A 21,007-nucleotide genomic window follows, 5' to 3' on the forward strand; every position below is an offset into this window, starting at 1 on the left:
GTGTTCGTCGCTCGCGACATGGGACGCGGTCGCGAGTACTCCGAGAAGGTCGCCGAGCGGGTGGACGCCGAGGTGCGCGCGCTGATCGAGCAGGCGCACAACGAGGCCTACGAGGTCATCAGCAACAACCGCGAGATCCTCGACCGTCTCGCCCTCGCGCTGCTCGAGGAGGAGACCCTCGACCACAACCAGATCGCCGAGATCTTCACCGAGGTGAAGAAGCTGCCCGAGCGTCCGCTCTGGCTCTCGAGCGAGGCGCGCCCCGTGTCGGAGCTGCCGCCGATCGAGGTGCCGAAGAAGGACGTCTCCCTCGCCGCATCGGTCGAGGCGCCGGCGTCGGCACCGCGCACTCAGTCGGGTTCGGCGGCTGGTGCCGGTCAGGCTCGACCTGCGACGGCCTGACCCGTGTCTGTCGACCGCGCACGTGTCGAGCGGCTCACGCGGGAACTGCTCGAAGCGATCGGAGAAGACCCCGATCGCCCCGGTCTGAAGCAGACGCCGACCCGAATGGGCGACCTGTACGCGGAGTTCTTCGCCGGCGTCGGCGAGGATGCTGCGGCTCCTCTCGCGCACACGATCAGCGTCGCGCGGGGCCCTGCCCCCGATACGCTTCCGTCCGGCGCGGTGCTGCTGCGTGACATCCGGTTCCGGTCGGTGTGCGAGCACCATCTGCTGCCGTTCGCGGGGCGCGCCCACATCGCCTATCTGCCGGGGGAGCAGGTGGTCGGCCTCGGAGCGCTCGTGCGTGTCGTCGAGATCCTCGCGGCTCGCCCGCAGGTGCAGGAGCGCCTCGGCGAGCAGATCGCCGACACGATCGCCGAGCACCTCGACACTCGCGGCGTGCTGGTCGTGCTCGACGCGAGCCACGGGTGCGTGACGATGCGCGGAGGCCGGCAGCCTGAGGCCTCGACTCTCACCATCGCTGCGCGCGGCCAGTACACCGAGCCGATCGCCCGCGCAGAGCTCATCGCTCTGATCGGGGCCTCGGGCGCGGGAGCGACGCACGGATGACCGGTATCTGGGGCATCGTCAACGTCACTCCCGATTCGTTCAGCGACGGCGGTCGATATCTCGAGGCCGATCGCGCCGTCGACCACGGACTGCAGCTGCGCGCCGACGGCGCCACAGTGCTCGACATCGGCGGTGAGTCGACCAGACCGGGTGCCGAGCGGGTCGGCCCCGGCGCCGAGCAGGAGCGCGTGCTGCCGGTGATCGAGCGTCTCGTCGCGGCAGGGGCGCCGGTGAGCATCGACACGGTCAACGCCTCGACGGCCGCTGCAGCCATCCGCGCCGGCGCGCGCATCGTCAACGACGTGTCGGGCGGACTCGCGGATCCGGAGATGCTCGCTGTCGTGGCCGAGTCGAGTGCGGACTACGCGATCGGGCACTGGCGCGGATTCTCCTCCGACATGTACGCGCGGGCCGAGTACCACCGCCCCGCGCGCGAGGTCGCGGGCGAGCTGCGCGAGCGGGTCGGTGCTGCGGCTGCCGCCGGGATCGCCCCCTCCCGCCTCATCGTCGACCCGGGCATCGGGTTCGCGAAGGCAGGAGCCCAGAACTGGGACGTTCTGCGGGGACTCGACGAGATCATCGCCCTCGGTCACCGAGTTCTGGTGGGGACTTCTCGAAAGCGGTTCCTCGCCGAGACGCTGCACAGGGCGAATGCGGATGCCGAGGTGTCGGAGGCGCGTCGTGACCTCGCCACCGCAGTGACCAGTGCACTGGCCGCACAGGCGGGGGCCTGGGCCGTTCGGGTGCACGATGTCTGCGCCACCCGCGACGCTCTTGCCATCGCCCACGCCTGGGAAGGTTGAACCATGGGATTCCTCGACGAGATCTGTCTGACCGGACTCACCGTCTTCGGTCGACACGGTGTGTACGAACACGAGCGGGAGGACGGTCAGGAGTTCACGATCGACCTTCGCCTGATGATGCCACTCGCGGCGGCCGCGGCATCCGACGATGTGACCGACACCGTGCACTACGGCGAACTCGCCGAGAAGGTGGCGGCCCTCGTCTCGGGCGAGCCGGTGAATCTGATCGAGACCCTCGCAGAGCGGATCGCCGACGTGGTGCTCGCCGACTCGCGGGTGCACTCGGTGTCGGTAACCGTGCACAAACCCCACGCCCCGATCGCTCTCACGTTCGCCGATGTCGCCGTGACCGTGAACCGGGCGCAGACGCATGCGGCGGGGGAGTGGTCGCGATGAGTCGGAATCTGGCGAACCCGCCCCACCCGCCCGGCCCCCGACCGGGGCGCGCGCCCGCTGTGGCCGTCGTCGCTTTCGGCGCGAACCTCGGTGACCGCGAGGGCACGATCCGGGCAGCGGCTGATCGCATCGCGCGGCTGCCGCTGGTCAGCGACGTGCGGCTGTCGTCCCTCATCGAGACGGTCGCGCTGCGTCTCGACGGGCCCGATCCGGATGCCCCCGGCTACGTCAATGCGGTCGCTGTCGTCACGACCCGCCTCGCCCCGTCGATCCTGCTCGGCATGCTGCACGCGATCGAAGACGAGTTCGGACGGGAGCGCCACGAACGCTGGGGCGACCGCACCCTCGACCTCGACCTGATCGCGTATGGCACCGAGGCATCCGACGACGAGCACCTGCAGCTGCCGCATCCTCGTGCGTTCGAGCGGCTGTTCGTGCTCGAGCCGTGGCTCGAGCTCGACGCCCGCGCCGTTCTGCCGGGCCACGGACCCGTCGCCGACCTCGTGGCAGCGCTTCATCGCAGGGAGCAGCGATGAAGCGCACGTCCCTCGGCCTGCTGGTCGTCCTCGCCGCGCTCGCGGGTGCCGCGGGCTTCGTGCTCGACCACATGCTGACGGCGATGGGTCGCACGACCTTCACTCCGTCGCTGCTGCTGCCGGTGCTGCTGCTCCTGATCGCGGCGGCCTCGATCGGCGTCGCCTGGCCGGTGCGCGCGAGCGTTCGCAGCGGCATCCGCATCGATCCGTTCCAGGCGACACGCGCGGTCACGCTCGCCCGCGCCTCGAGCCTGGTCGGCGCGATCATGGCGGGGTTCGGAGCGGGCCTGCTGGTGTTCCTCCTGACACGGCCGATCAATCCCCCGGTAGGGTCGACTGTGGCGATGCTGGCCTTGATCGCGAGCGCGATCGTGCTGGTGGTCGCCGCGCTCATCGCCGAACAGTTCTGCACCCTGCCGAAGGATCCTGATGACTCAGAACCCAGAGATCGAGCCGGGGACCCCGGCACCGCTTAGCTCGGCGGAGGTCACAGACCTCGCAGCCCTCGACCAGGGCACGTACTCGCAGCTGCGCACCGCGCGCAACGAGGCGAGGCTCGAGCTCGACGGCAGCTGGCACCAGATCTCGCCGCGCTATGTCGTGTCGCAGATCCTGCAGAACGTGATCTTCATCGCGTTCGTTCTGGCGATCGCGGTCGTGCTCGCGCTGGTTCTCGACCAGACGTGGGTCTGGATCCCGGCGGGGGTCATCGTCGTGATCACGCTGATCACGCTGATCATCCTGCCGCGCCAGGCCAAAGCCATCGGCTACATGCTGCGCGCCGACGACATCGTCTTCCGCAAGGGCATCCTCTGGCAGCGCATGATCGCCGTGCCCTACGGTCGCATGCAACTCGTCGACATCTCGCAGGGTCCGCTCGACCGCGCGTTCGGCGTCTCGCAGCTCAAGATGGTCACCGCCGCGGCGACCACGGGCGTGCAGATCCCCGGGCTCGCGCAGGCTGCCGCAGAGGCGCTGCGCGACACGCTGATCGAGGTCGCCGAGACCCGCCGGACGGGCCTGTGAGCGAGCAGCAGTTCCCGGCGCCGACCGGGGCGGGGGGCGCGCCGGCATCCGAGCGAGCGACCCTGGCCGATGGCGAGTGGCACCGGATGCATCCGCTCACCCCGCTGTTCAAAGGTGGGCTGGCGCTCATCATCATCGCGGGCATCGCGATCGCGAATCTCCGCGACCGTCTGATCGCCTGGTTCGTCGACCTCTTCACGCCCGAAGAGGCGCACTACGACGACTACAACGGGGGCGACCCCGTCGATTGGGTGCTCTCGAACAACCTGATCCTGGTGGTGCTGCTGAGCGTGCTCGCGCTCGTCGTGGTGCTGGTCGGAATCTTCTGGTTCGTCTGGCGATTCCAGCAGTTCCGGATCACCGGCGACCACGTCGAGGTGCGTAAAGGCATCGTCTTCCGTTCGCACCGCCGCGCGCCGCTCGATCGTGTGCAGGGCGTCAACCTCACGCGCCCGTTCCCTGCGCGCATCATCGGGCTCGCCAAGCTCGAGGTCGTCGGGGCCGGCACCGACTCGAACGTCGAGCTCGAGTACCTCGCGACCGGCCGCGCCGAGTCCGTGCGGTCCGACATCCTCCGTCTCGCATCCGGAGCGCGTGCCGCACGCCAGCCGGTGGCGGGCGCCGCTGTCGGCGGCCCGGCTGCGGCAGGAGCGGCCACCGGCGGCCCGGGAGCTGCTCGCGCCCAGCCCGTGGGGTCTGTGAACGAGGGCGTCAACGGTCTCATCGGCGGGGTCGACCTCGCCGACGTCGAGCCGGAGAGCGTCGGGAAGATCCCCACCGGTCGACTGATCGGATCGCAGCTGATCTCGAGCGTGCTCTGGTTCGTGTTCTTCGGCGTCATCTTCGGCATGGCGGTCGGCGGAGTCGCTATCGGCACTGCGCTCGACGGCGATCCGATCGGCGGATTCCTCGGTCTCGGGATCACCCTGGGCATCGCGATCCCGATGGTCATCGCGGTCGTCGGCATCACCTGGGCGCAGATCTCGAAGTCGCTGCGCTACTCGATCGCGCCGACGCCCGACGGGGTGCGCATCACCTACGGTCTGTTCACGACCGTCACCGAGACGCTGCCGCCCGGCCGCATCTTCGCCGTCGAGGTCACGCAGTCGCTGCTGTGGCGTCCCTTCGGCTGGTGGATGATCAGGATCAATCGCATGAGCGGCAAGAGCGCGGCCCAGCAGTCGTCGGGTTCCGCGCAGCAGTTCAACGTCGTGCTGCCGGTGGGAAAGCGCGCCGACGTCGAGCGGGTGCTCGCGCTGATCCTGCCGGATGCGCCGGTCTCCGACATCCCGCTCGTCTGGGAGCACGGCATCCTCGGGCCCGTCGACGGCGATCCGTATCGCACGATGCCGCGCCGCGCGTGGTGGCGGAGGCCGCTGTCGTGGAAGCGTCACGGCTACGTCCTGACCGAGTTCGGTCTGCTGCTGCGCCGGGGGATCCTCTGGCGCAAGCTGGCGATCTTCCCCCTCGCGCGACTGCAGGGGGTCTCGCTCTCACAGGGACCCATCGACCGCGCTCAGCGCGTCTCGGGCGCCCAGGTGCACTCGGTGCAGGGGCTCATCACCGGGTATCTCTCGGGCCTCGAACGCGACGATGCGCTCTTCCTTCTCGACGGTGTCAGCAGCGCCGCGGTCGCCGCAGCGGCGCGTGACCACACACACCGCTGGGGCGAGTACGTGACGGATGCCGACGGAGCGCAGGTTCCCGGCTACCCGACCGCGGCATCCGACCCTGCTCCTCCTGCTCCGCCGGTTGCGCCGCCTACTCCGCCGGTTGGGCCGCCTGCGCCGCCCGTTGGGCCGCCTGCTCCGCCGGTTGGGCCGCCTGCTCCGCCGGTTGGGCCGCCTGCGCCGCCGGTTGGGCCTCCTGCTCCGCCGGTTGCGCCTCCTGCTCCGCCGGTTGCGCCGCCTGCTCCGCCGGTTGCGCCGCCTGCGCCTCCGGTCGGGCCTCCTGCTCCGCCCGCGCCTCCGGTTCCGAACGGTGACTGATCCGTCGCGCCGTGACGGCCGGCTCGGGGTGGGCGTCATCGGCGCAGGGCGCGTCGGCCCCGTGGTCGGTGCGGCACTCGCCGGTGCGGGCCACGCGGTCACCGGAATCACGAGCGGGTCCGACGATGATCGAGCGTCGGCGGTGCTTCCCGACGTCCCGATCCTCGACGCACTCGAGGTCGTGCGCCGCAGCGAGCTGGTCATCATCGCTGTCCCGCACGACCAGCTCGCGTCGCTGGTCGCCGGGATCGCCGAGGTCGGCGGCTGGCAGCTCGGTCAGCTCGTGCTGCACACGGATCCGGGATACGGAATCGAGGTGCTCCGGCCGGCGGCCGAGAGCGGTGCGATCCCGCTCGCGGTGCATCCGGCCATCACCTTCACCGGCACGTCCATCGACCTTCGCCAGCTGCAGGCCGGATACGCCGCGGTGACGGCACCCGCCGCCGTGCTGCCCATCGCCCAGGCGCTCGCCGTGGAGATGGGATTGGAGCCGGTCGTCGTGGCCGAGGCCGACAGACCGGCATACGCCGACGCGATCCAGACGGCGACCGAGTTCTCGCGATCGATCATCGCGCAGTCCACCGCACGGCTCAGTGAGATCGGTGTGGAGAACCCGGGCGGCTTCCTCTCGGCCCTGGTGCAATCGACCGTCGAGCGAGCGCTGCGCGACGCGTCGAGCGATTCACCTCTGCTCTGACCGCCTCGAGCGCCTGCCCGTTCGCGCCCGACGGGCGATCGGTGCCCGCGTGATGTCAGCGACCGCCCGAGAAGCCGCCGCCGCCCCCGCCGCCCGAGAAGCCGCCGCCCATCGAGCCGCCCGCACCCGACGAGCCGCTCGCGCTCGGAGCGGAGTACGAGGCCGCCGCATGCGAGGTGGCGGCGAACGCGACGAACTGGCCGCGGACGAACGGGGCATTCGGGTCGCCGATCCACGACGCTCCGCGTCGCTCGTAGGCGTAGACGTTCTCGAGCACCGCGCCCCACTCGTCTTCCATGCCGAAGAGCATGGCGTAGGGGAGCAGGAGCTCGTAGACGACGATCACGTTCGCACTGCCGTCCTGTCGGCGTTCGGCGCCCGAGTACGACTGCAGCATCTGCAGTCGGTCGGCCTCGGCGACCCGGATGAACTCCTTCACGCCCATGAGGTACTCGTACTGGCGTGCGCCCTCGGTCGTGAGCACCGTGTGCTTCGAGAAGCTGTAGAAGCTCGAGAGCAGTACGAGGAAGACGCCGAACGAGATCGCGACGAACGCGGGAAGCGCCGTCACCCGACCGGCGATGATCCCCCACAGCCCGAGACCGAATCCGGCGAGCACGACGGCGATCGCGAACCACTGCACGACCATCGCCGCGCGACTGCGGGCCTTCGTCACGAGGCCGCGCGCGGTCGCCGCGTCGGCGCCGCTCTGGGTGAGGGCCTTCATGCGTGCAGCGAAGGTCTCGCTGGATGCCGGCAGCTCCGCCACGCCGTCGGCATCCGCACCCGCGAAGAGCGCGTCGATCGCCTCGACGTCGAGCGGGTCGGGGGTGCGTCCGCCGACGAGCCGTCGCAGGCGAGGCTGCTCGGCATCGGTGCCCTCTTCGATGCGCAGCGCGCCACGCACCGCGAGATGCACGATCTCGGCCGGGATCGCATCCTTGGATCCCGGAACGACGGACGCGGCGAGCAGTGGCGGCAGCGAATCCGGAACATCGTACTGAGCGACGACGATGCCGTCGGCCTTGCGGCGCGAGCGCTTGAACGCGGCCACGGCGAACCAGCTTCCGACCGAGAGTCCGAGGCCGCCCAGAGCCGCGATCGCCGGAACGGTGTCGGTCACGGGGTCGGGCTGGCGGGCCTGCGGCTGCGCTGCGGTTCCCGCATCGAGGCCGATGGCGACCGTGATGCCTTCGCCGGGTGAGAGCTCGTTCGCCTTCACGCTGAACTCTCCGCCGCCTGCCTCGTCGAGGTCGCACTCGTCGGTGGAACCCGAGACCCCGACGTAGCAGCGGGAGCTGCCGGTCAGTCGCTCGGTCATCGCGGGGTCGAACACCACGTCGGCGCGGAACGACTCGATGCCCTGGGTGCTGTCGAGCGGGAGCAGATCCCAGTAGAACTCGTCGACCCCGGAGTCGGCGGCGATGATGACGTCGCGCATCTCGTACTCGACGACGTAGGTCGTGAGGCCACGCACATAGTCGTCGTCGTTGCCGGTGAGGACGTAGAGGAGGCCGTCTTCCTCGTCGGTCTCGTAGGGCACGGCCGCGCCGTTCTCGTCGGTCACCGAGAGCACGTCGAGTTCGAGCCACGCGTTCTCGTAGGTGGTGGGCAGCCCCCGGACGATGCCTTTGTTCTGATCGACGTCGGGGAACCTCGCGGTCAGCGTCTCGGTGACATGCATGCGTGAGCGACCGTCGTCGTCGAGTCCGACTTCGAATCGGGTCTCCCACGACGCGTACGAGAAGTCGTCGACGTCACCGTCTGCGGTGAGAGCCGCAGCCTCCGAGGGCGCGGTGGAGTGTGAGGCAGCCGAGGCTCCGGCTGCCGGCGCGCACACCGATGCGATGACGAGGGCGAGCGTTGCGAGAGTGCGGGCGAGTCGTGTGGCTGCCATTCCTCGAGGCTACCGAGACTCGGCCGCAGGGTGCGGGAGCAGACCTCGGTAAACTGGAGTCGACTTTCCAAGGAGCCCACGAATGACTGACGCGTCTGCCGCGCCCGAGACGGCCACCGCCGCCACCGAAGAAGACGTCCACGAGCAGAAGGCCGTGCGTCTCGCGAAGCGCGAGCGTCTGATCGCCGATCGTGCGGATGCCGGCGGAGGAGCCTTCCCTGTCGGTGTGCCGGTGACGCATCAGATCCCTGCGCTGCGTGAGGAGTACGGCGACCTCGAGGCCGGTGCCGAGACCGGCGTCGTCGTCGGTGTGGCCGGCCGTGTCGTGTTCAGTCGAAACACCGGCAAGCTCTGCTTCGCGACGCTGCAGGCGGGCGACGGGTCGCGCATCCAGGCGATGATCTCGCTCGCGAACGTCGGAGAGCAGTCGCTCGCCGATTGGAAGGAGTACGTCGATCTGGGCGATCACGTCTTCGTGCACGGCGAGGTGATCTCGAGCCGCCGCGGCGAGCTGTCGATCATGGCCGACGGATGGGCGATCGCGTCGAAGGCGATCCTGCCCCTGCCGAACGCCTACTCCGAGCTCAGCGAAGAGGGGCGCGTGCGCAGCCGCTACCTCGACCTGATCGTCCGTGAGCAGGCCCGCAGCACCGTCCGCGCCAGGGCTGCGGTCAACGCGAGCCTGCGAGCGACGTTCGGCAGCCACGACTACCTCGAGGTCGAGACGCCGATGCTGCAGGTGCAGCACGGTGGTGCATCCGCCCGTCCGTTCGTCACACACTCCAACGCCTTCGACACCGAGCTCTACCTGCGCATCGCTCCCGAGCTCTACCTGAAGCGCGCCGTGGTCGGCGGCATCGAGCGCGTCTACGAGATCAACCGCAACTTCCGCAACGAGGGCGCGGACTCGACCCACAGCCCCGAGTTCGCGATGCTCGAGGCCTATCAGGCCTACGGCGACTACAACCAGATGGCAGCTCTCACCCAGGAGCTCGTGCAGCAGGCGGCGATCGCGGTCGCAGGCTCGACGACGGTGACCTGGGCTGACGGCACCGACTATGACCTCGGCGGCGAGTGGGACCGCATCTCGATGTACGAGTCGCTGTCTGCCGCATCCGGCCGCACGATCACCCCGACCGATTCGGTCGAGGACCTCATCGCGTTCGCCGAACAGAACGGTGTCGACCTTCCCGCGCAGGCCACGCACGGCAAGCTCGTCGAGGAACTGTGGGAGCACTTCGTGAAGGGCGACCTGGTGCGCCCCACCTTCGTGATGGACTTCCCCGTCGACACCTCGCCGCTCGTGCGCGAGCACCGCTCGATCGAGGGCGTCGTGGAGAAGTGGGACCTGTACATCCGCGGCTTCGAACTGGCCACCGGATACTCCGAGCTCGTCGACCCGGTCATCCAGCGCGAGCGTTTCGTCGAGCAGGCGAAGCTCGCAGCTCGCGGTGACGTCGAGGCCATGCCCGTCGACGAGGAGTTCCTGCGTGCTCTCGAGCACGGCATGCCGCCGTCCGGAGGCATGGGCATGGGCATCGACCGCCTCCTGATGGCCATCACCGGTCTCGGCATCCGCGAGACGATCCTCTTCCCCCTGGTCAAGTAGCGGCTGCAGCGCCGCGGCGGAACGCCCATTCGGGCAGCACCGCGGCGCTGATCAGGGTCTCGATCAGGGCGGCGAGGCCGTACTCGGGATCGATCTCTCTGACGAGGTCGAGATAGTGCGCCGCGTGGCTCGAGCGCCCAAGAGCCCAGGAGAGCCAGGCGGCGGCCGTGAGCGGCGCGGGCCTCGACGCCCTCGGCGCACGGGAGGCGGCGAAGCGGACGAGCGTCAACGCGAGTCGCAGGCGCTCGGGATCGGGGTCTGGCCCCCTGCCGAGGAAGACATCCCCGAGGTCGGCGGGGAAGCCCACGCCTGTGCCGGCGAACGCGAGCTGGGCGTCCAGCGTGCGGACCCCGCCCACGACGTCTGTCGCCCACTGCGTGAGAGCGACGTCGCGGAAGAGCGGTCGATCGAGGCACCAGAGCAGTGCGGCAGTGGCGAAGGCGGGAACGTCGTGCGGCGAGGCGAGCAGCGACTCGAAGAACGCGGGGAGGTCTTCGAGCAGGACCAACGCTGCGATCGCCTGCGGGTTCGCGATGTCGGGCAGCCCCCGCGCGCTGCTCGTCTCGAGCAGTTCCGTGAGCTCGGCCATCGCTCGCCCCACCCTCTCCTTCTCGGCGAGATCGACCTTCGCGAGTCCGGCCCCCGACAGGTGGTCGCCGGAGACGTCGCCGACTCCCGGCACGGGCGGTGCCTCGCGATCGAGTGCGCGGATGACCGGATCATCGTCGAGGTAGCTCGACCATCCGGCGGGCGACACGCACAGGGCATCGACGATGCGAAGGCCCACGGCGTCCGCCCGACCGAGGACCTCGTCGACCGCGACGGCGAGCGGCAGCACGAGCCCGTCGCGTGTCGGCTGAGGGTCGTCATCGGTATAGACCACGACGGCGACCGCGTCGGTGCCGTCGACCCGCGCGACGAGACCGATCGCGGCATCGGCGTAGTCGTCGAGTCCGACGTCGTCACGGGGGAGGTCGAGGCGCATCGCGCCACAGGTTCGCGAACCACGGAAGGGGAGGAGGACCAGGCTCTCGGTGGGCGTGAAGCCCGCGAGAGTGGGGACGATGCTGAGGAACTCAGCGGAGCCGGAGGCTCGGAGCACTGTTGTCATCCAGCGATCGTGGTCGCTGTCGGCTCTCCGCGGAGCGATTCCACAGCGGCCGGCGGAGATCCCCGCCGAACGGCCGCCTGTGGAGGGCGAGTGGTCGCGTACCATGGAGACATGGAGAACTTCTGGCTCGCGGCGGCATGGTCGATCATCCCGACCATCGGCGTGAGCGTCGTCTTCTTCTTCGTGCTCCGCGGGATCCTGCGGTTCGACCGCACCGAACGCAAGGTGCACGCGCGCATCGAGGCCGAGGAACGAGCCGCTCGCGGCCTGCCGCCGCGTCCCTGAGCAGCGTCCGACCCATCGGCTACTGTGTAGCCAGAGCACCGGCATCGGTGCCCACTGAGGCGCATCCCGTCGAAGTGCCGACCCGTCGAGAGGACGAGGTATGACACCCGACACCTGGGCATGGTGGATCGCGGCGTTCCTCGTCGCCCTCGATCTCACGATCCGCATCACGGCGATCATCATCATCCCGCGCAATCGTCGCCCCACCGCCGCGATGGCGTGGTTGCTCGCCGTGTTCTTCATCCCGTTCGTCGGCGTCTTCCTGTTCCTGCTGATCGGAAACCCGCGGCTGCCGCGCGCGCGTCGCCGCAAGCAGGACCAGATCAACGAGTACATCGCCGAGACCAGCGAGCATCTGCATTTCGGAACACTGCGCCCCGATGCGCCCAGCTGGTTCCCTCCCCTGGTCGAGATGAACCACCGCCTCGGCGCCCTGCCCATCTCGGGCGACAACGGGGCGCACCTGATCTCCGGGTACCAGGATTCGCTCGATGCGATGGCGGATGAGATCCGCAAGGCCCACGACTACGTGCACGTCGAGTTCTACATCCTGCAGTCGGATGCATCCACCGACAACTTCTTCCGCGCGATGGAAGAGGTCGCGGAGCGCGGGGTGCACGTCCGTGTGCTGCTCGACCACTGGGCGAACCGGTGGAAGCCGAAGTACCGCGCCACGATCACGCGGCTCAACCGGATGGGCGCCGACTGGCATCTCATGCTGCCCGTGCAGCCCCTCAAGGGCCGCATGCAGCGCCCCGATCTGCGCAATCACCGCAAGCTCCTCGTCGTCGACGGCAAGATCGCCTTCCTCGGTTCGCAGAACGTCACCGATTCGACCTACAACCTTCCGAAGAACATCAAGCGCGGCCTGCACTGGGTCGACCTGATGGTGCGCATCGACGGGCCCGTCGTGCTGAGCGTCAATGCGATCTTCCTCAGCGACTGGTACAGCGAGACCGATGAGGTGCTGCAGGAGATCGACATCTCGCACGCCGAGGCAGGATCCGGGGATCTCGACTGCCAGGTCGTGCCGTCGGGACCGGGTTTCGAGGTCGAGAACAACCTCCGCCTCTTCCTCGGACTCCTGTACGCGGCCAAGACGAAGATCATGATCGTGAGTCCGTACTTCGTGCCGGACGAGGCTCTGCTCCTGGCGGTGACCGCAGCGGTCGACCGGGGAGTGGCGGTCGAGCTGTTCGTCTCGGAACAGGGCGACCAGGCGATGGTCTACCACGCGCAGCGCAGCTACTACGAGGCGCTCCTCAAGGCAGGCGTGCGGATCTGGATGTACCGCAAGCCCTACATCCTGCACACCAAGAGCCTCACGATCGACGACCAGGTCGCCGTGATCGGCTCGAGCAACATGGACATGCGCTCGTTCGGTCTGAATCTCGAGGTCTCGATGCTGGTGCGCGGCGAGGAGTTCGTCTCCGAGATGCGCGCCGTCGAAGACGGCTACCGCTCGCTCAGCCGCGAGCTGACGCTCGAGGAGTGGATGCAGCAGCCGCTGCGGTCGACCGTGCTCGACAACCTGGCCCGTCTCACCTCGGCGTTGCAGTAGCGCTGCGAGGGGTGCCTCGCGCGAGAGCTCCCGATACCCTGTGTGCATGGCTTCCCCCACGCGCGTCATCGCTGCCACCCTGTCGGCTTTCGCCGCGGCCGTGCTCTTCGCCGGCTGCACGATCGGCCCCGGAGCCACAGCTCCCGAGTCGACGTCCGACCCGTCGAGCGGCCCGGGCCAGAGCTCGGACGATTCGGACGACCTCGAGGGCGCACTGCTCGACGACGGCCGCATGTTCGCCGTCATCACCTGGGGATCCTCCACCTGCGTGCCTCAGGTCGACCAGGTCGCGGCTGAGGGCCAGACCGTCTCGGTGACTCTCGTCGAACCCGCGCCCGAGGGCGAGGACGAACAGGCCTGCACCGCGGACATGTCTCCTCGCGCCAGCGTCGGGGCGCTGCCCGAGGGCGTCGATCCGACCAAGGAGGTCGCCCTGCAGGTGACCTACGGCGACGTCGTCGACGATGTGGAGCTCGACGGTGACGCGTCGTTCACCGGCACTCCCGGGACTTCGACCGAGTACGCGCCGACCGCAGGGTGGTTCGACGACGGCTCACTCGTCCTTCTCACCTGGGGCTCGTCGAGCTGCGCGCCCGTCGTCGAGAGCCTCGAGGCGTCCGGAGCGACAGGCACTGCGACCTTCGCGACGGATGACACCCAGGTGTGCACCATGGACATGGCCCCGCGTGCGACGATCCTCGACTTCGGTGAAGACTCGGTCGACGACGACGCGTTCACCCTGACGCTGGTCGGGGGCGGGCTCGAGGGAACCGTCGAGGTGCGCGGCTGACCCGACCATCCGGCGCACGCGGATGCAGCGCGGTCAGAGCGTCGCGACGGGGTGATCCGCAGGCAGCGCCAGCAGGAGCGCGCCCGGGTCGATGCGGCAGGTGATGCGCACTGCGGCGCCGAATTCGTCGCCGTCGAGTTCGATCGGCGTGGGCGATGACGATGCCGCCTCGGCGGCGGCCCCGCGGAAGTAGTGCACGGACGCGTCTCTGCCGCGCCGCTCGAGCACCCGTCGACCGGCGCGGGTGCGGCGCAGCACCGAGTTGTCCCACCAGATCTTGCGCCAGACCCCGAGCCACCCCCAGACGCCCGTGGGCTGGATCACCGCGACATCGAGGATCGCGTCGGTGACCGACGCATCGGGGATCAGCGCGATGCCGGCCGGAAGCAGGCCGCAGTTGGCGAAGAGGATGCTGTGCACCTTCGTCGAATGCAGGCGCCCGTCGTCGATCTGGAACACCGCCCGGAAAGGCTCCGCCGTCACGAGGGATCGCGCCGCGCCGTCGACGTAGGCGATCCAGCCGACCGACTTCTTCAGATCAGGACGCGTGTTGGCGATCATGTCGGCATCGAGCCCCATCCCGGCGAGGACCACGTAGGCGTGCTCCTCATGCTCGCCGTTCTCTCGCGTGAGCCGTGCCCAGCCGATGTCGATCGCGTGACGGAATTCACCGAGCGCCGCCCGGATCATCTCGTCGGGGTCGGCGAGTGGCAGGCCGATGTTGCGCGCCAGCAGGTTGCCCGTGCCGCTCGGCAGGATCGCGAGCGCGATGCCACTGCCTGCCATCGCCTCGGAGACCGCGCGCACCGTGCCGTCTCCGCCGGCGACGAGCACGACGTCGACACCGCGTTCCAGGGCCTGAGCAGTGGCGAGCTGACCCGGATCTTCGACGGTGGTCGGATAGAACGCGGGATGCTCCCACCCGGCCTCGCTCGACAGCGCGCGCACACGGGAGCGAAGATGCTTCTCGTCGACCTTGATCGGGTTGTACACGAGCGCCGCCTGTCGCCGGGCAGTGGCGCTCTTCGTCATGGCGCTACTCTAGCCCGGCGTCCGGGCCGTCCCGGCCGCGGCGGACGCGCCCGGGACGCACCATAGACTTGGTGGATGATCGAGCTTGCACTCCTCCGCGAGAATCCGGAGATCGTCCGCCGTTCTCAGGCCGCCCGTGGCAACGACCAGGGCACCGTCGACACCGCGCTCGAGGCTGACCGATCGCGTCGCGCGGCGCTCGCCGCCTTCGAAGAGCTGCGGGCCGAGCAGAACGCGTTCGGCAAGCAGGTCGCCAAGGCTCCCAAAGAGGAGAAGGCGGCCCTCGTCGCGCAGGTCAAAGACCTCGCCGAGCGGGTGAAGCAGGCGCAGCAGGCCGCCAATGAAGCGGCGGATGCCCTCGCCGCCGCACTCGGCCGCATCGAGAACGTCGTCGTCGACGGCGTTCCCGCCGGTGGCGAGGCCGACTTCGTCGAACTGCGCCGCGTGGGCGAGGTTCCGGTATTCGACTTCGAGCCCCGCGACCACCTCGAGCTCGGCGAGATCCTCGGCGCGATCGACATGGAGCGCGGCGCGAAGGTGTCGGGCGCTCGCTTCTACTTCCTTCGAGGCATCGGCGCCCGTCTCGAGATCGCCCTCATGAATCTCGCGCTCGACAAGGCTCTGCGCAACGGCTTCGTCCCGCTGATCACGCCCACCCTCGTGCGGCCCGAGATCATGCAGGGCACGGGGTTCCTCGGCGAGCACGCCGACGAGGTCTATCACCTCGACAAGGACGACGACCTCTACCTCGTCGGCACCAGCGAGGTCGCTCTCGCCGGGTACCACAAGGACGAGATCATCGACCTCGGAAAGGGCGCGCTGCGGTACGCCGGCTGGTCGACGTGCTACCGACGTGAGGCAGGATCCCACGGCAAGGACACCCGCGGCATCATCCGCGTGCACCAGTTCAACAAGCTCGAGATGTTCGTCTACACGAACCCGGAAGACGCGGTGCGCTTCGTCGAGGAGACGGGCGTCGACAGCCTCGCGATCGCCATCGGCACCTCGCACGGCCTCTACCCGAGCGACAAGAACCCCGAGCTGCGCCACGACCTGCTCGAACAGATCAAGGCCGCGGTCGGGATCCCGCTCGTGCTGCACGGCGGCTCATCGAACCCGGATGCGGAGCTGCGCCGCGCCGTCGAGCTGGGCGTGAACAAGATCAACATCTCGAGCGACATCAAGGTCTCGTACCACAACCGGATGCGCGAGATCCTCGGCACCGATCAGCGTCTGCGCGAGCCGAATGCGATCCAGCCCGGGGCGCTCGAGGCCATGAAGGCCACGGCTGCTGAGAAGATCGACCTGTTCGGTGCAGACGGCAAGGCATCGCTGTACTGAATCGGCGACCTCGGAAGGATGATCGGCGACGTGGACAGAACGCTCGTACTCGGACTCGGCGGCACCGTCGACTATGAGCTCACCTGGGATTCGTCGGTGTTCGACAGGCTGGCGCACGCGCACGGTGTGCGTCGGCACGAACTGACGACCACGGCGCCGATCACCGACGAACGCTCCCTGCTGGTGGCAGTGCTCGCGTTCGTCGCCTCCGGCGCGGGGGCGGAGCGATTCGTCGCCTCGTCGGAGGTGATCGAGGCGTTCGTGTCGCACTTCACCTACGCGGTCACGCTCGGCGGCACCGGGGTGCGGGCAGGGCTCGTGCTCGACGCCTTCGGCATTTCGAGCGTGCAGCACCTGGTCAGCATCGACGACAACGTGCGCCGGCTGCTGCCCGAGTCGATCTCGTACATCTGCTCGGCGACCGACGACACCCTCGACCCCCATCTCATCGTGCAGTATCCGGTGGGCGCGCACGTGCGACTGACCGACGGCGACGTCCTGTCGCCCGCTCCCAACCGCCTGATCTTCGCCAACGACCCGCCGAACCGGCGCATGCTGCTGGCAGCGGATCTGCCGGTGGCCCTGGCCGACGCAGGCGTCTTCCTCGTCTCGGGGTTCAACACGATGCAGGACCACGATCTGCTCGAACTCCGCCTCGCCGAGGTGCATCGCGCGATGCGGAGCCTCCCCTCCGACGCGCTCGGCTACTACGAGGACGCCGGCTTCTACACGCGGGACTTCGCCGAGACCGTACGCGCGCGACTCCTGCCGCAGATCGATGTCTACGGCATGAACGAAGACGAGCTGCAGGAGTACCTCGGCCGGTCGGTGAACCTGCTCGACACCGCCGACGTCGTCCGCGCACTCCGCGAGGTGCACATGATCATCCCCGCCCGCGCGCTCGTCGTGCACACCCGCTACTGGGCGATCGCGGTGGGGCCGGATGCCGCGCGGCACCGCGCCGCCCTCGACAGCGCGGTTCGCGTCGCGGCCACCCGCTATCGCGTCGGCGACGCTCTGACCGCCGCGGAGGTCGACAGCACCGCGACCATGACCCGGCACGGGGGAGGCGAGGCGCTCGTCGTCGCCGTCGAGGATGCGCTGGCGGATGCCCTGGGCATCGCGGCGTTCTCGCTCGACGTCGCCTCGCCGACGACCATCGGGCTCGGAGACACGTTCGTCGGGGGCTTCCTCGCCGGAACCGTGCGAGCGAAGGAGGACGCGTGAATCCCATTCCGCTGCCGTCGAATCGACCTGCCGAGCGGTTCTACCGCGGTGGTGCTCGCATCAGCGCCTTCCGCGGCGAGAGCGGTGGCGCACCGCGCGAACCCGAGGACTGGATCGGCTCGACCACCACGGTGAACGGAGAGCCGTCGCTGGGCCTCACGACCCTTCCCGACGGGCGAGTGCTGCGCGATGCCGTCGAGCAGGATCCACGCGCGTGGCTGGGTGCCGATCACGTCGCCCGCTGGGGCGCGGACACCCGTCTGCTGGTCAAACTGCTCGATGCGGGGCAGCGACTGCCGGTGCATGCGCACCCGCACGACGACTTCGCGGCCTCGCACCTCGGCCGCGCGCACGGCAAAGCCGAGGCCTGGTACATCCTGCAGGGCGGCACGGTGCACGTCGGTCTGCGAGAGGATTCGGATGCTGCCGAGCTCGCAGCGCTCGTGGCGGACCAGGACGTCGCGGCGCTGCTCGCCCTTCTGCACGAGGTGGAAGTGGCCCCCGGCGACGTCGTCTGGGTGCCGCCGGGAGAGCTGCACGCGATCGGCGCCGGCATCCTGCTTCTCGAGCTGCAGCAGCCGGAGGACCTCTCGATCCTGCTCGAGTGGCAGGACTTCGCGATCGACGGCGCCGCGGTCGGGCACCTGGGGCTCGGCTTCGACCTCGCGCTCGCCGCGGTGAACACGAAGGGCCGGTCAGACAGCGAGATCGGAGCGCTCGTGAGCACTGCTCCGGCATCCGGCTCGGTGTTCCCTGCCGCCGCCGACGAGTACTTCCGGCTCGAGCGCCTGCCGGTCGACGGGGCGGCCGTCATCGACCGGGGATTCTCGATCGTGATCGTGAGCGGGGGAGAGGTCGCGATCGACGGTCTCGACCACCGCGCGGGGTCCTCCCTGCTCGTTCCCCACGCCGCGGGAGCACTCGAGGTGACACGCGCGGGGGAGCTCCTCGTGGCGCGTCCTCCGGCACCCTGACCCGGAATCGACGCCGATCGCGCCCGGCTAGACTGGTGATATGCCCGAACCGAAAGTCGCCAGCTTTCCGGCGATCCGTGGTGCGCTGAAGTTCTACCAGATCGCGTCGATCATCACCGGAGTCATGCTGCTCCTGCTGCTCGCCGAGATGGTGCTGAAGTACACGCCGATCCACCTCGAACTCTTCGTCGGAGGGTCGGGCGGCCCCGTGTGGTTCGCCGGTGTCCTCGCCGGGCCCGACTGCCAGTGGTGGTCGCTCTTCGCCCCGTGGACCAACTCGTGCGAGATGACCTCGCTCGGCGACGGCTTCAACGTGTCGCTGTTCATCCTGGTCGCACACGGCTGGTTCTACGTCGTCTACCTCTTCGCGTGCTTCCGCATGTGGAGCCTGATGCGCTGGCCGTTCCCGCGTTTCATCCTGCTCGCCCTCGGTGGCGTGATCCCGCTCCTGTCGTTCTTCATGGAGACGATCGTCGCCCGAGAGGTCAAGACCTACCTCGCCACCCGGGAGGCCGCCGATGCCTCCGCCCCCGTCACAGAAGGTGTCCGTTGACCGAACAGTCCGAGACCCAGCAGCGCCCCGCACTCGTCGTCGATTTCGGCGCCCAGTACGCCCAGCTGATCGCCCGTCGTGTCCGTGAGGCCGGCGTCTACAGCGAGATCGTGCCGCACACCGCCACGGCCGCCGAGATCGCCGAGAAGAACCCCGTCGCGATCATCCTCTCGGGTGGTCCGTCGTCGGTCTACGAAGAGGGGGCACCGCGTCTGGACCCTGCCGTCTTCGACCTCGGTGTTCCCACGCTCGGCATCTGCTACGGCTTCCAGTACATGGCGCAGACCCTCGGCGGCGAGGTCGCGAACACCGGTCTGCGCGAATACGGCGCCACCGACGCTGTGATCTCGGGCGACGGCGGCACGCTGCTCGGCGGTCAGCCGGTCGAGCAGAACGTGTGGATGAGCCACGGAGACCAGGTCGCCAAGGCACCCGAGGGCTTCGACGTGCTCGCCACGACCGATGCGACCAAGGTCGCCGCGTTCGCCGACGAGAAGCGCGGCTTCTACGGCGTGCAGTGGCACCCCGAGGTCAAGCACTCCGACCACGGCCAGCGCGTGCTCGAGAACTTCCTGCACAAGGGCGCAGGACTCGCCTCCGACTGGAACAGCGACAACGTGATCGCCGAGCAGGTCGAGCGCATCCGCGAGCAGGTGGGCGATGCCCGGGTCATCTCCGCGCTCTCGGGCGGCGTCGACTCCGCCGTCTCGACCGCTCTCGTGCACAAGGCCATCGGCGACCAGCTCACCGCAGTGTTCGTCGACCACGGGCTGCTGCGCAAGGGCGAGCGCGAGCAGGTCGAGAAGGACTACGTCGAGTCCACCGGTGTCCGCCTGATCACGGTCGATGCGGCTGATGTCTTCCTCGGCCACCTCGCCGGCGTCACCGACCCCGAGGAGAAGCGCAAGATCATCGGGCGCGAGTTCATCCGCGCGTTCGAGAAGGTGCAGCTCGACCTCGTCGCCGAGGCGAAGGCGTCGGGTGGCGCTCCCGTGAAGTTCCTCGTGCAGGGCACGCTCTACCCCGACGTCGTCGAGTCGGGCGGTGGCGCGGGCACCGCGAACATCAAGTCGCACCACAACGTGGGCGGGCTTCCCGACGACCTCGACTTCGAGCTCATCGAGCCGCTGCGCGCCCTGTTCAAGGACGAGGTCCGCGCGATCGGCCGCGAGCTCGGCATTCCCGAGGCGATCGTGGGGCGTCAGCCGTTCCCCGGGCCCGGCCTCGGCATCCGCATCATCGGCGAGGTCACGCAGGACCGCCTCGAGATCCTCCGCGAGGCCGACGCGATCGCCCGGGAGGAGCTCACCAAGGCGGGCCTCGACCAGGACATCTGGCAGTGCCCCGTCGTGCTGCTCGCCGACGTGCGCTCGGTGGGCGTGCAGGGCGACGGTCGCACCTACGGTCATCCGATCGTGCTGCGTCCCGTCTCGAGCGAAGATGCGATGACCGCGGACTGGACGCGTCTGCCCTACGACGTGCTGTCGAAGATCTCGAACCGCATCACCAACGGCGTCCGCGATGTCAACCGCGTCGTGCTCGACGTGACGTCGAAGCCGCCGGGGACCATCGAGTGGGAGTGACGCAGGAGCTCCCACTCGCAGAGGCGCTGGTGGCACTCGACCGCGCCAGCGGGCGAGTGGGAGTGATCCCTCACCGGTGACATCGAACGGGCACGGACCATCACGGTCCGTGCCCGTTCGCGGTATTTCGGGCAGGATGAGCCTATGACCAGGGCGCGGACGAAAATCACTGTCATCGGTGCAGGAAGTGTGGGGGTGAGCGTGGCGTATGCGGCGCTGATCCGGGGGAGTGCGGCCGAGGTCGCGCTCTACGACATCGCCACCGAAAAAGTGGATGCCGAGGTGCTCGACCTCGCGCACGGCACCCAGTTCACCTCGGCGGCGGTGAGCGGTGGGTCCGACCTCTCGGTCGTCGACGGCAGCGACGTGATCGTGGTGACCGCAGGCGCCAAGCAGCAGCCGGGGCAGACCCGCATGGAGCTCTCGGGCATCAATGCGCGACTGCTCGAGAAGCTCATGCCGCAGCTCGTCGAGCGGGCTCCGAACGCGGTCTTCATCATCGTCACCAACCCCGCTGATGTCATGACCGTCGTCGCGCAGCGCGTCTCGGGGCTTCCGGTGCACCGCGTCTTCGGCTCGGGCACCGT

General features: G+C 69.0%; 20 protein-coding genes and 2 pseudogenes. 19 read left to right on the forward strand and 3 right to left on the reverse strand.

What is annotated here, in order from left to right; all coding sequences use genetic code 11:
• From J7E68_RS02460 to J7E68_RS02500, 9 genes and pseudogenes are all read left to right on the forward strand, one after another.
• Window positions 1–402: pseudogene (locus J7E68_RS02460) on the forward strand (cell division protein FtsH); the annotation flags it as partial.
• Window positions 403–405: 3 nt separating this feature from the next.
• On the forward strand, window positions 406–1,011 hold the full coding sequence (folE, locus tag J7E68_RS02465; RefSeq protein WP_215169541.1) for a GTP cyclohydrolase I: 606 nt from the start codon (window positions 406–408) through the stop codon (window positions 1,009–1,011).
• Window positions 1,008–1,814 (forward strand): dihydropteroate synthase, encoded by an 807-nt coding sequence (gene folP / locus J7E68_RS02470; protein ID WP_215169543.1) that lies wholly within the window; start codon window positions 1,008–1,010, stop codon window positions 1,812–1,814. Before folE ends, folP begins: the two co-directional genes overlap by 4 nt.
• A gap of 3 nt (window positions 1,815–1,817) precedes the next feature.
• Window positions 1,818–2,210, forward strand: a complete 393-nt coding sequence (folB, locus tag J7E68_RS02475) for a dihydroneopterin aldolase (protein WP_215169545.1) — start codon at window positions 1,818–1,820, stop codon at window positions 2,208–2,210.
• Entirely contained in the window at window positions 2,207–2,746 is a 540-nt protein-coding gene (gene folK, locus J7E68_RS02480) for a 2-amino-4-hydroxy-6-hydroxymethyldihydropteridine diphosphokinase (RefSeq protein WP_215169546.1), read from the forward strand. The genes folB and folK overlap by 4 nt, the downstream gene beginning before the upstream one ends.
• Window positions 2,743–3,222, forward strand: coding sequence for a DUF3180 domain-containing protein (locus J7E68_RS02485; RefSeq protein ID WP_215169548.1), 480 nt, complete (start codon window positions 2,743–2,745; stop codon window positions 3,220–3,222). Before folK ends, J7E68_RS02485 begins: the two co-directional genes overlap by 4 nt.
• The gene (locus J7E68_RS02490) at window positions 3,176–3,772 is read left to right on the forward strand and encodes a PH domain-containing protein (RefSeq protein WP_215169550.1); all 597 of its coding nucleotides are present in this window, start codon (window positions 3,176–3,178) and stop codon (window positions 3,770–3,772) included. The genes J7E68_RS02485 and J7E68_RS02490 overlap by 47 nt, the downstream gene beginning before the upstream one ends.
• Window positions 3,769–5,760: a PH domain-containing protein gene (locus tag J7E68_RS02495; protein WP_215169552.1), complete on the forward strand. Its 1,992-nt coding sequence runs from the start codon at window positions 3,769–3,771 to the stop codon at window positions 5,758–5,760. The genes J7E68_RS02490 and J7E68_RS02495 overlap by 4 nt, the downstream gene beginning before the upstream one ends.
• The gene (locus J7E68_RS02500) at window positions 5,753–6,457 is read left to right on the forward strand and encodes a DUF2520 domain-containing protein (RefSeq protein WP_215169555.1); all 705 of its coding nucleotides are present in this window, start codon (window positions 5,753–5,755) and stop codon (window positions 6,455–6,457) included. The genes J7E68_RS02495 and J7E68_RS02500 overlap by 8 nt, the downstream gene beginning before the upstream one ends.
• Window positions 6,458–6,512: 55 nt before the next feature.
• Here J7E68_RS02500 and J7E68_RS02505 read toward each other — a convergent pair whose 3' ends face one another.
• The gene (locus J7E68_RS02505) at window positions 6,513–8,354 is read right to left on the reverse strand and encodes a DUF2207 domain-containing protein (RefSeq protein WP_215169557.1); all 1,842 of its coding nucleotides are present in this window, start codon (window positions 8,352–8,354) and stop codon (window positions 6,513–6,515) included.
• 82 nt (window positions 8,355–8,436) lie between these two features.
• Here J7E68_RS02505 and lysS point away from each other — a divergent pair, with 82 nt between their 5' ends.
• The gene (lysS, locus tag J7E68_RS02510; protein WP_215169559.1) at window positions 8,437–9,963 is read left to right on the forward strand and encodes a lysine--tRNA ligase; all 1,527 of its coding nucleotides are present in this window, start codon (window positions 8,437–8,439) and stop codon (window positions 9,961–9,963) included.
• Here lysS and J7E68_RS02515 read toward each other — a convergent pair.
• Window positions 9,956–11,074 (reverse strand): DUF4192 family protein, encoded by a 1,119-nt coding sequence (locus tag J7E68_RS02515; protein WP_215169561.1) that lies wholly within the window; start codon window positions 11,072–11,074, stop codon window positions 9,956–9,958. The two genes, lysS and J7E68_RS02515, sit on opposite strands and share 8 nt — an antisense overlap.
• Before the next feature lie 111 nt (window positions 11,075–11,185).
• Between J7E68_RS02515 and J7E68_RS02520 the strand changes: the two genes are divergently transcribed.
• From J7E68_RS02520 to J7E68_RS02530, 3 genes are all read left to right on the forward strand, one after another.
• Entirely contained in the window at window positions 11,186–11,359 is a 174-nt protein-coding gene (locus tag J7E68_RS02520; RefSeq protein ID WP_167347454.1) for a hypothetical protein, read from the forward strand.
• Window positions 11,360–11,459: 100 nt separating this feature from the next.
• On the forward strand, window positions 11,460–12,920 hold the full coding sequence (gene cls / locus J7E68_RS02525; RefSeq protein ID WP_215169563.1) for a cardiolipin synthase: 1,461 nt from the start codon (window positions 11,460–11,462) through the stop codon (window positions 12,918–12,920).
• Between the two features lie 46 nt (window positions 12,921–12,966).
• Window positions 12,967–13,710: a hypothetical protein gene (locus tag J7E68_RS02530; RefSeq protein ID WP_215169565.1), complete on the forward strand. Its 744-nt coding sequence runs from the start codon at window positions 12,967–12,969 to the stop codon at window positions 13,708–13,710.
• Between the two features lie 33 nt (window positions 13,711–13,743).
• On the opposite strand, the gene J7E68_RS02535 is transcribed toward J7E68_RS02530, so the two are convergent.
• Complete coding sequence (locus J7E68_RS02535) at window positions 13,744–14,742, reverse strand: diacylglycerol kinase family protein (RefSeq protein WP_215169567.1); 999 nt, start codon at window positions 14,740–14,742, stop codon at window positions 13,744–13,746.
• Window positions 14,743–14,817: 75 nt separating this feature from the next.
• On the opposite strand from J7E68_RS02535, the gene J7E68_RS02540 reads away from it, so the two are divergent.
• From J7E68_RS02540 to J7E68_RS02565, 6 genes and pseudogenes are all read left to right on the forward strand, one after another.
• Window positions 14,818–16,083, forward strand: a complete 1,266-nt coding sequence (locus J7E68_RS02540; RefSeq protein ID WP_215169569.1) for a class II fructose-bisphosphate aldolase — start codon at window positions 14,818–14,820, stop codon at window positions 16,081–16,083.
• 30 nt (window positions 16,084–16,113) lie between these two features.
• Window positions 16,114–17,310, forward strand: a complete 1,197-nt coding sequence (locus J7E68_RS02545) for an ADP-dependent glucokinase/phosphofructokinase (protein ID WP_215169571.1) — start codon at window positions 16,114–16,116, stop codon at window positions 17,308–17,310.
• Entirely contained in the window at window positions 17,307–18,284 is a 978-nt protein-coding gene (locus J7E68_RS02550) for a class I mannose-6-phosphate isomerase (protein WP_215169573.1), read from the forward strand. The genes J7E68_RS02545 and J7E68_RS02550 overlap by 4 nt, the downstream gene beginning before the upstream one ends.
• Before the next feature lie 40 nt (window positions 18,285–18,324).
• Window positions 18,325–18,837 carry a DUF3817 domain-containing protein gene (locus tag J7E68_RS02555; RefSeq protein ID WP_215169575.1) on the forward strand — a complete coding sequence of 171 codons (513 nt, stop codon included), beginning with the start codon at window positions 18,325–18,327 and terminating at the stop codon, window positions 18,835–18,837.
• Complete coding sequence (guaA, locus tag J7E68_RS02560; protein WP_215169577.1) at window positions 18,834–20,420, forward strand: glutamine-hydrolyzing GMP synthase; 1,587 nt, start codon at window positions 18,834–18,836, stop codon at window positions 20,418–20,420. Before J7E68_RS02555 ends, guaA begins: the two co-directional genes overlap by 4 nt.
• Before the next feature lie 144 nt (window positions 20,421–20,564).
• Window positions 20,565–21,007: pseudogene (locus J7E68_RS02565) on the forward strand (L-lactate dehydrogenase); the annotation flags it as partial.

Source organism: Microbacterium sp. ISL-103, from assembly GCF_018613995.1.
GTDB lineage: Bacteria > Actinomycetota > Actinomycetes > Actinomycetales > Microbacteriaceae > Microbacterium.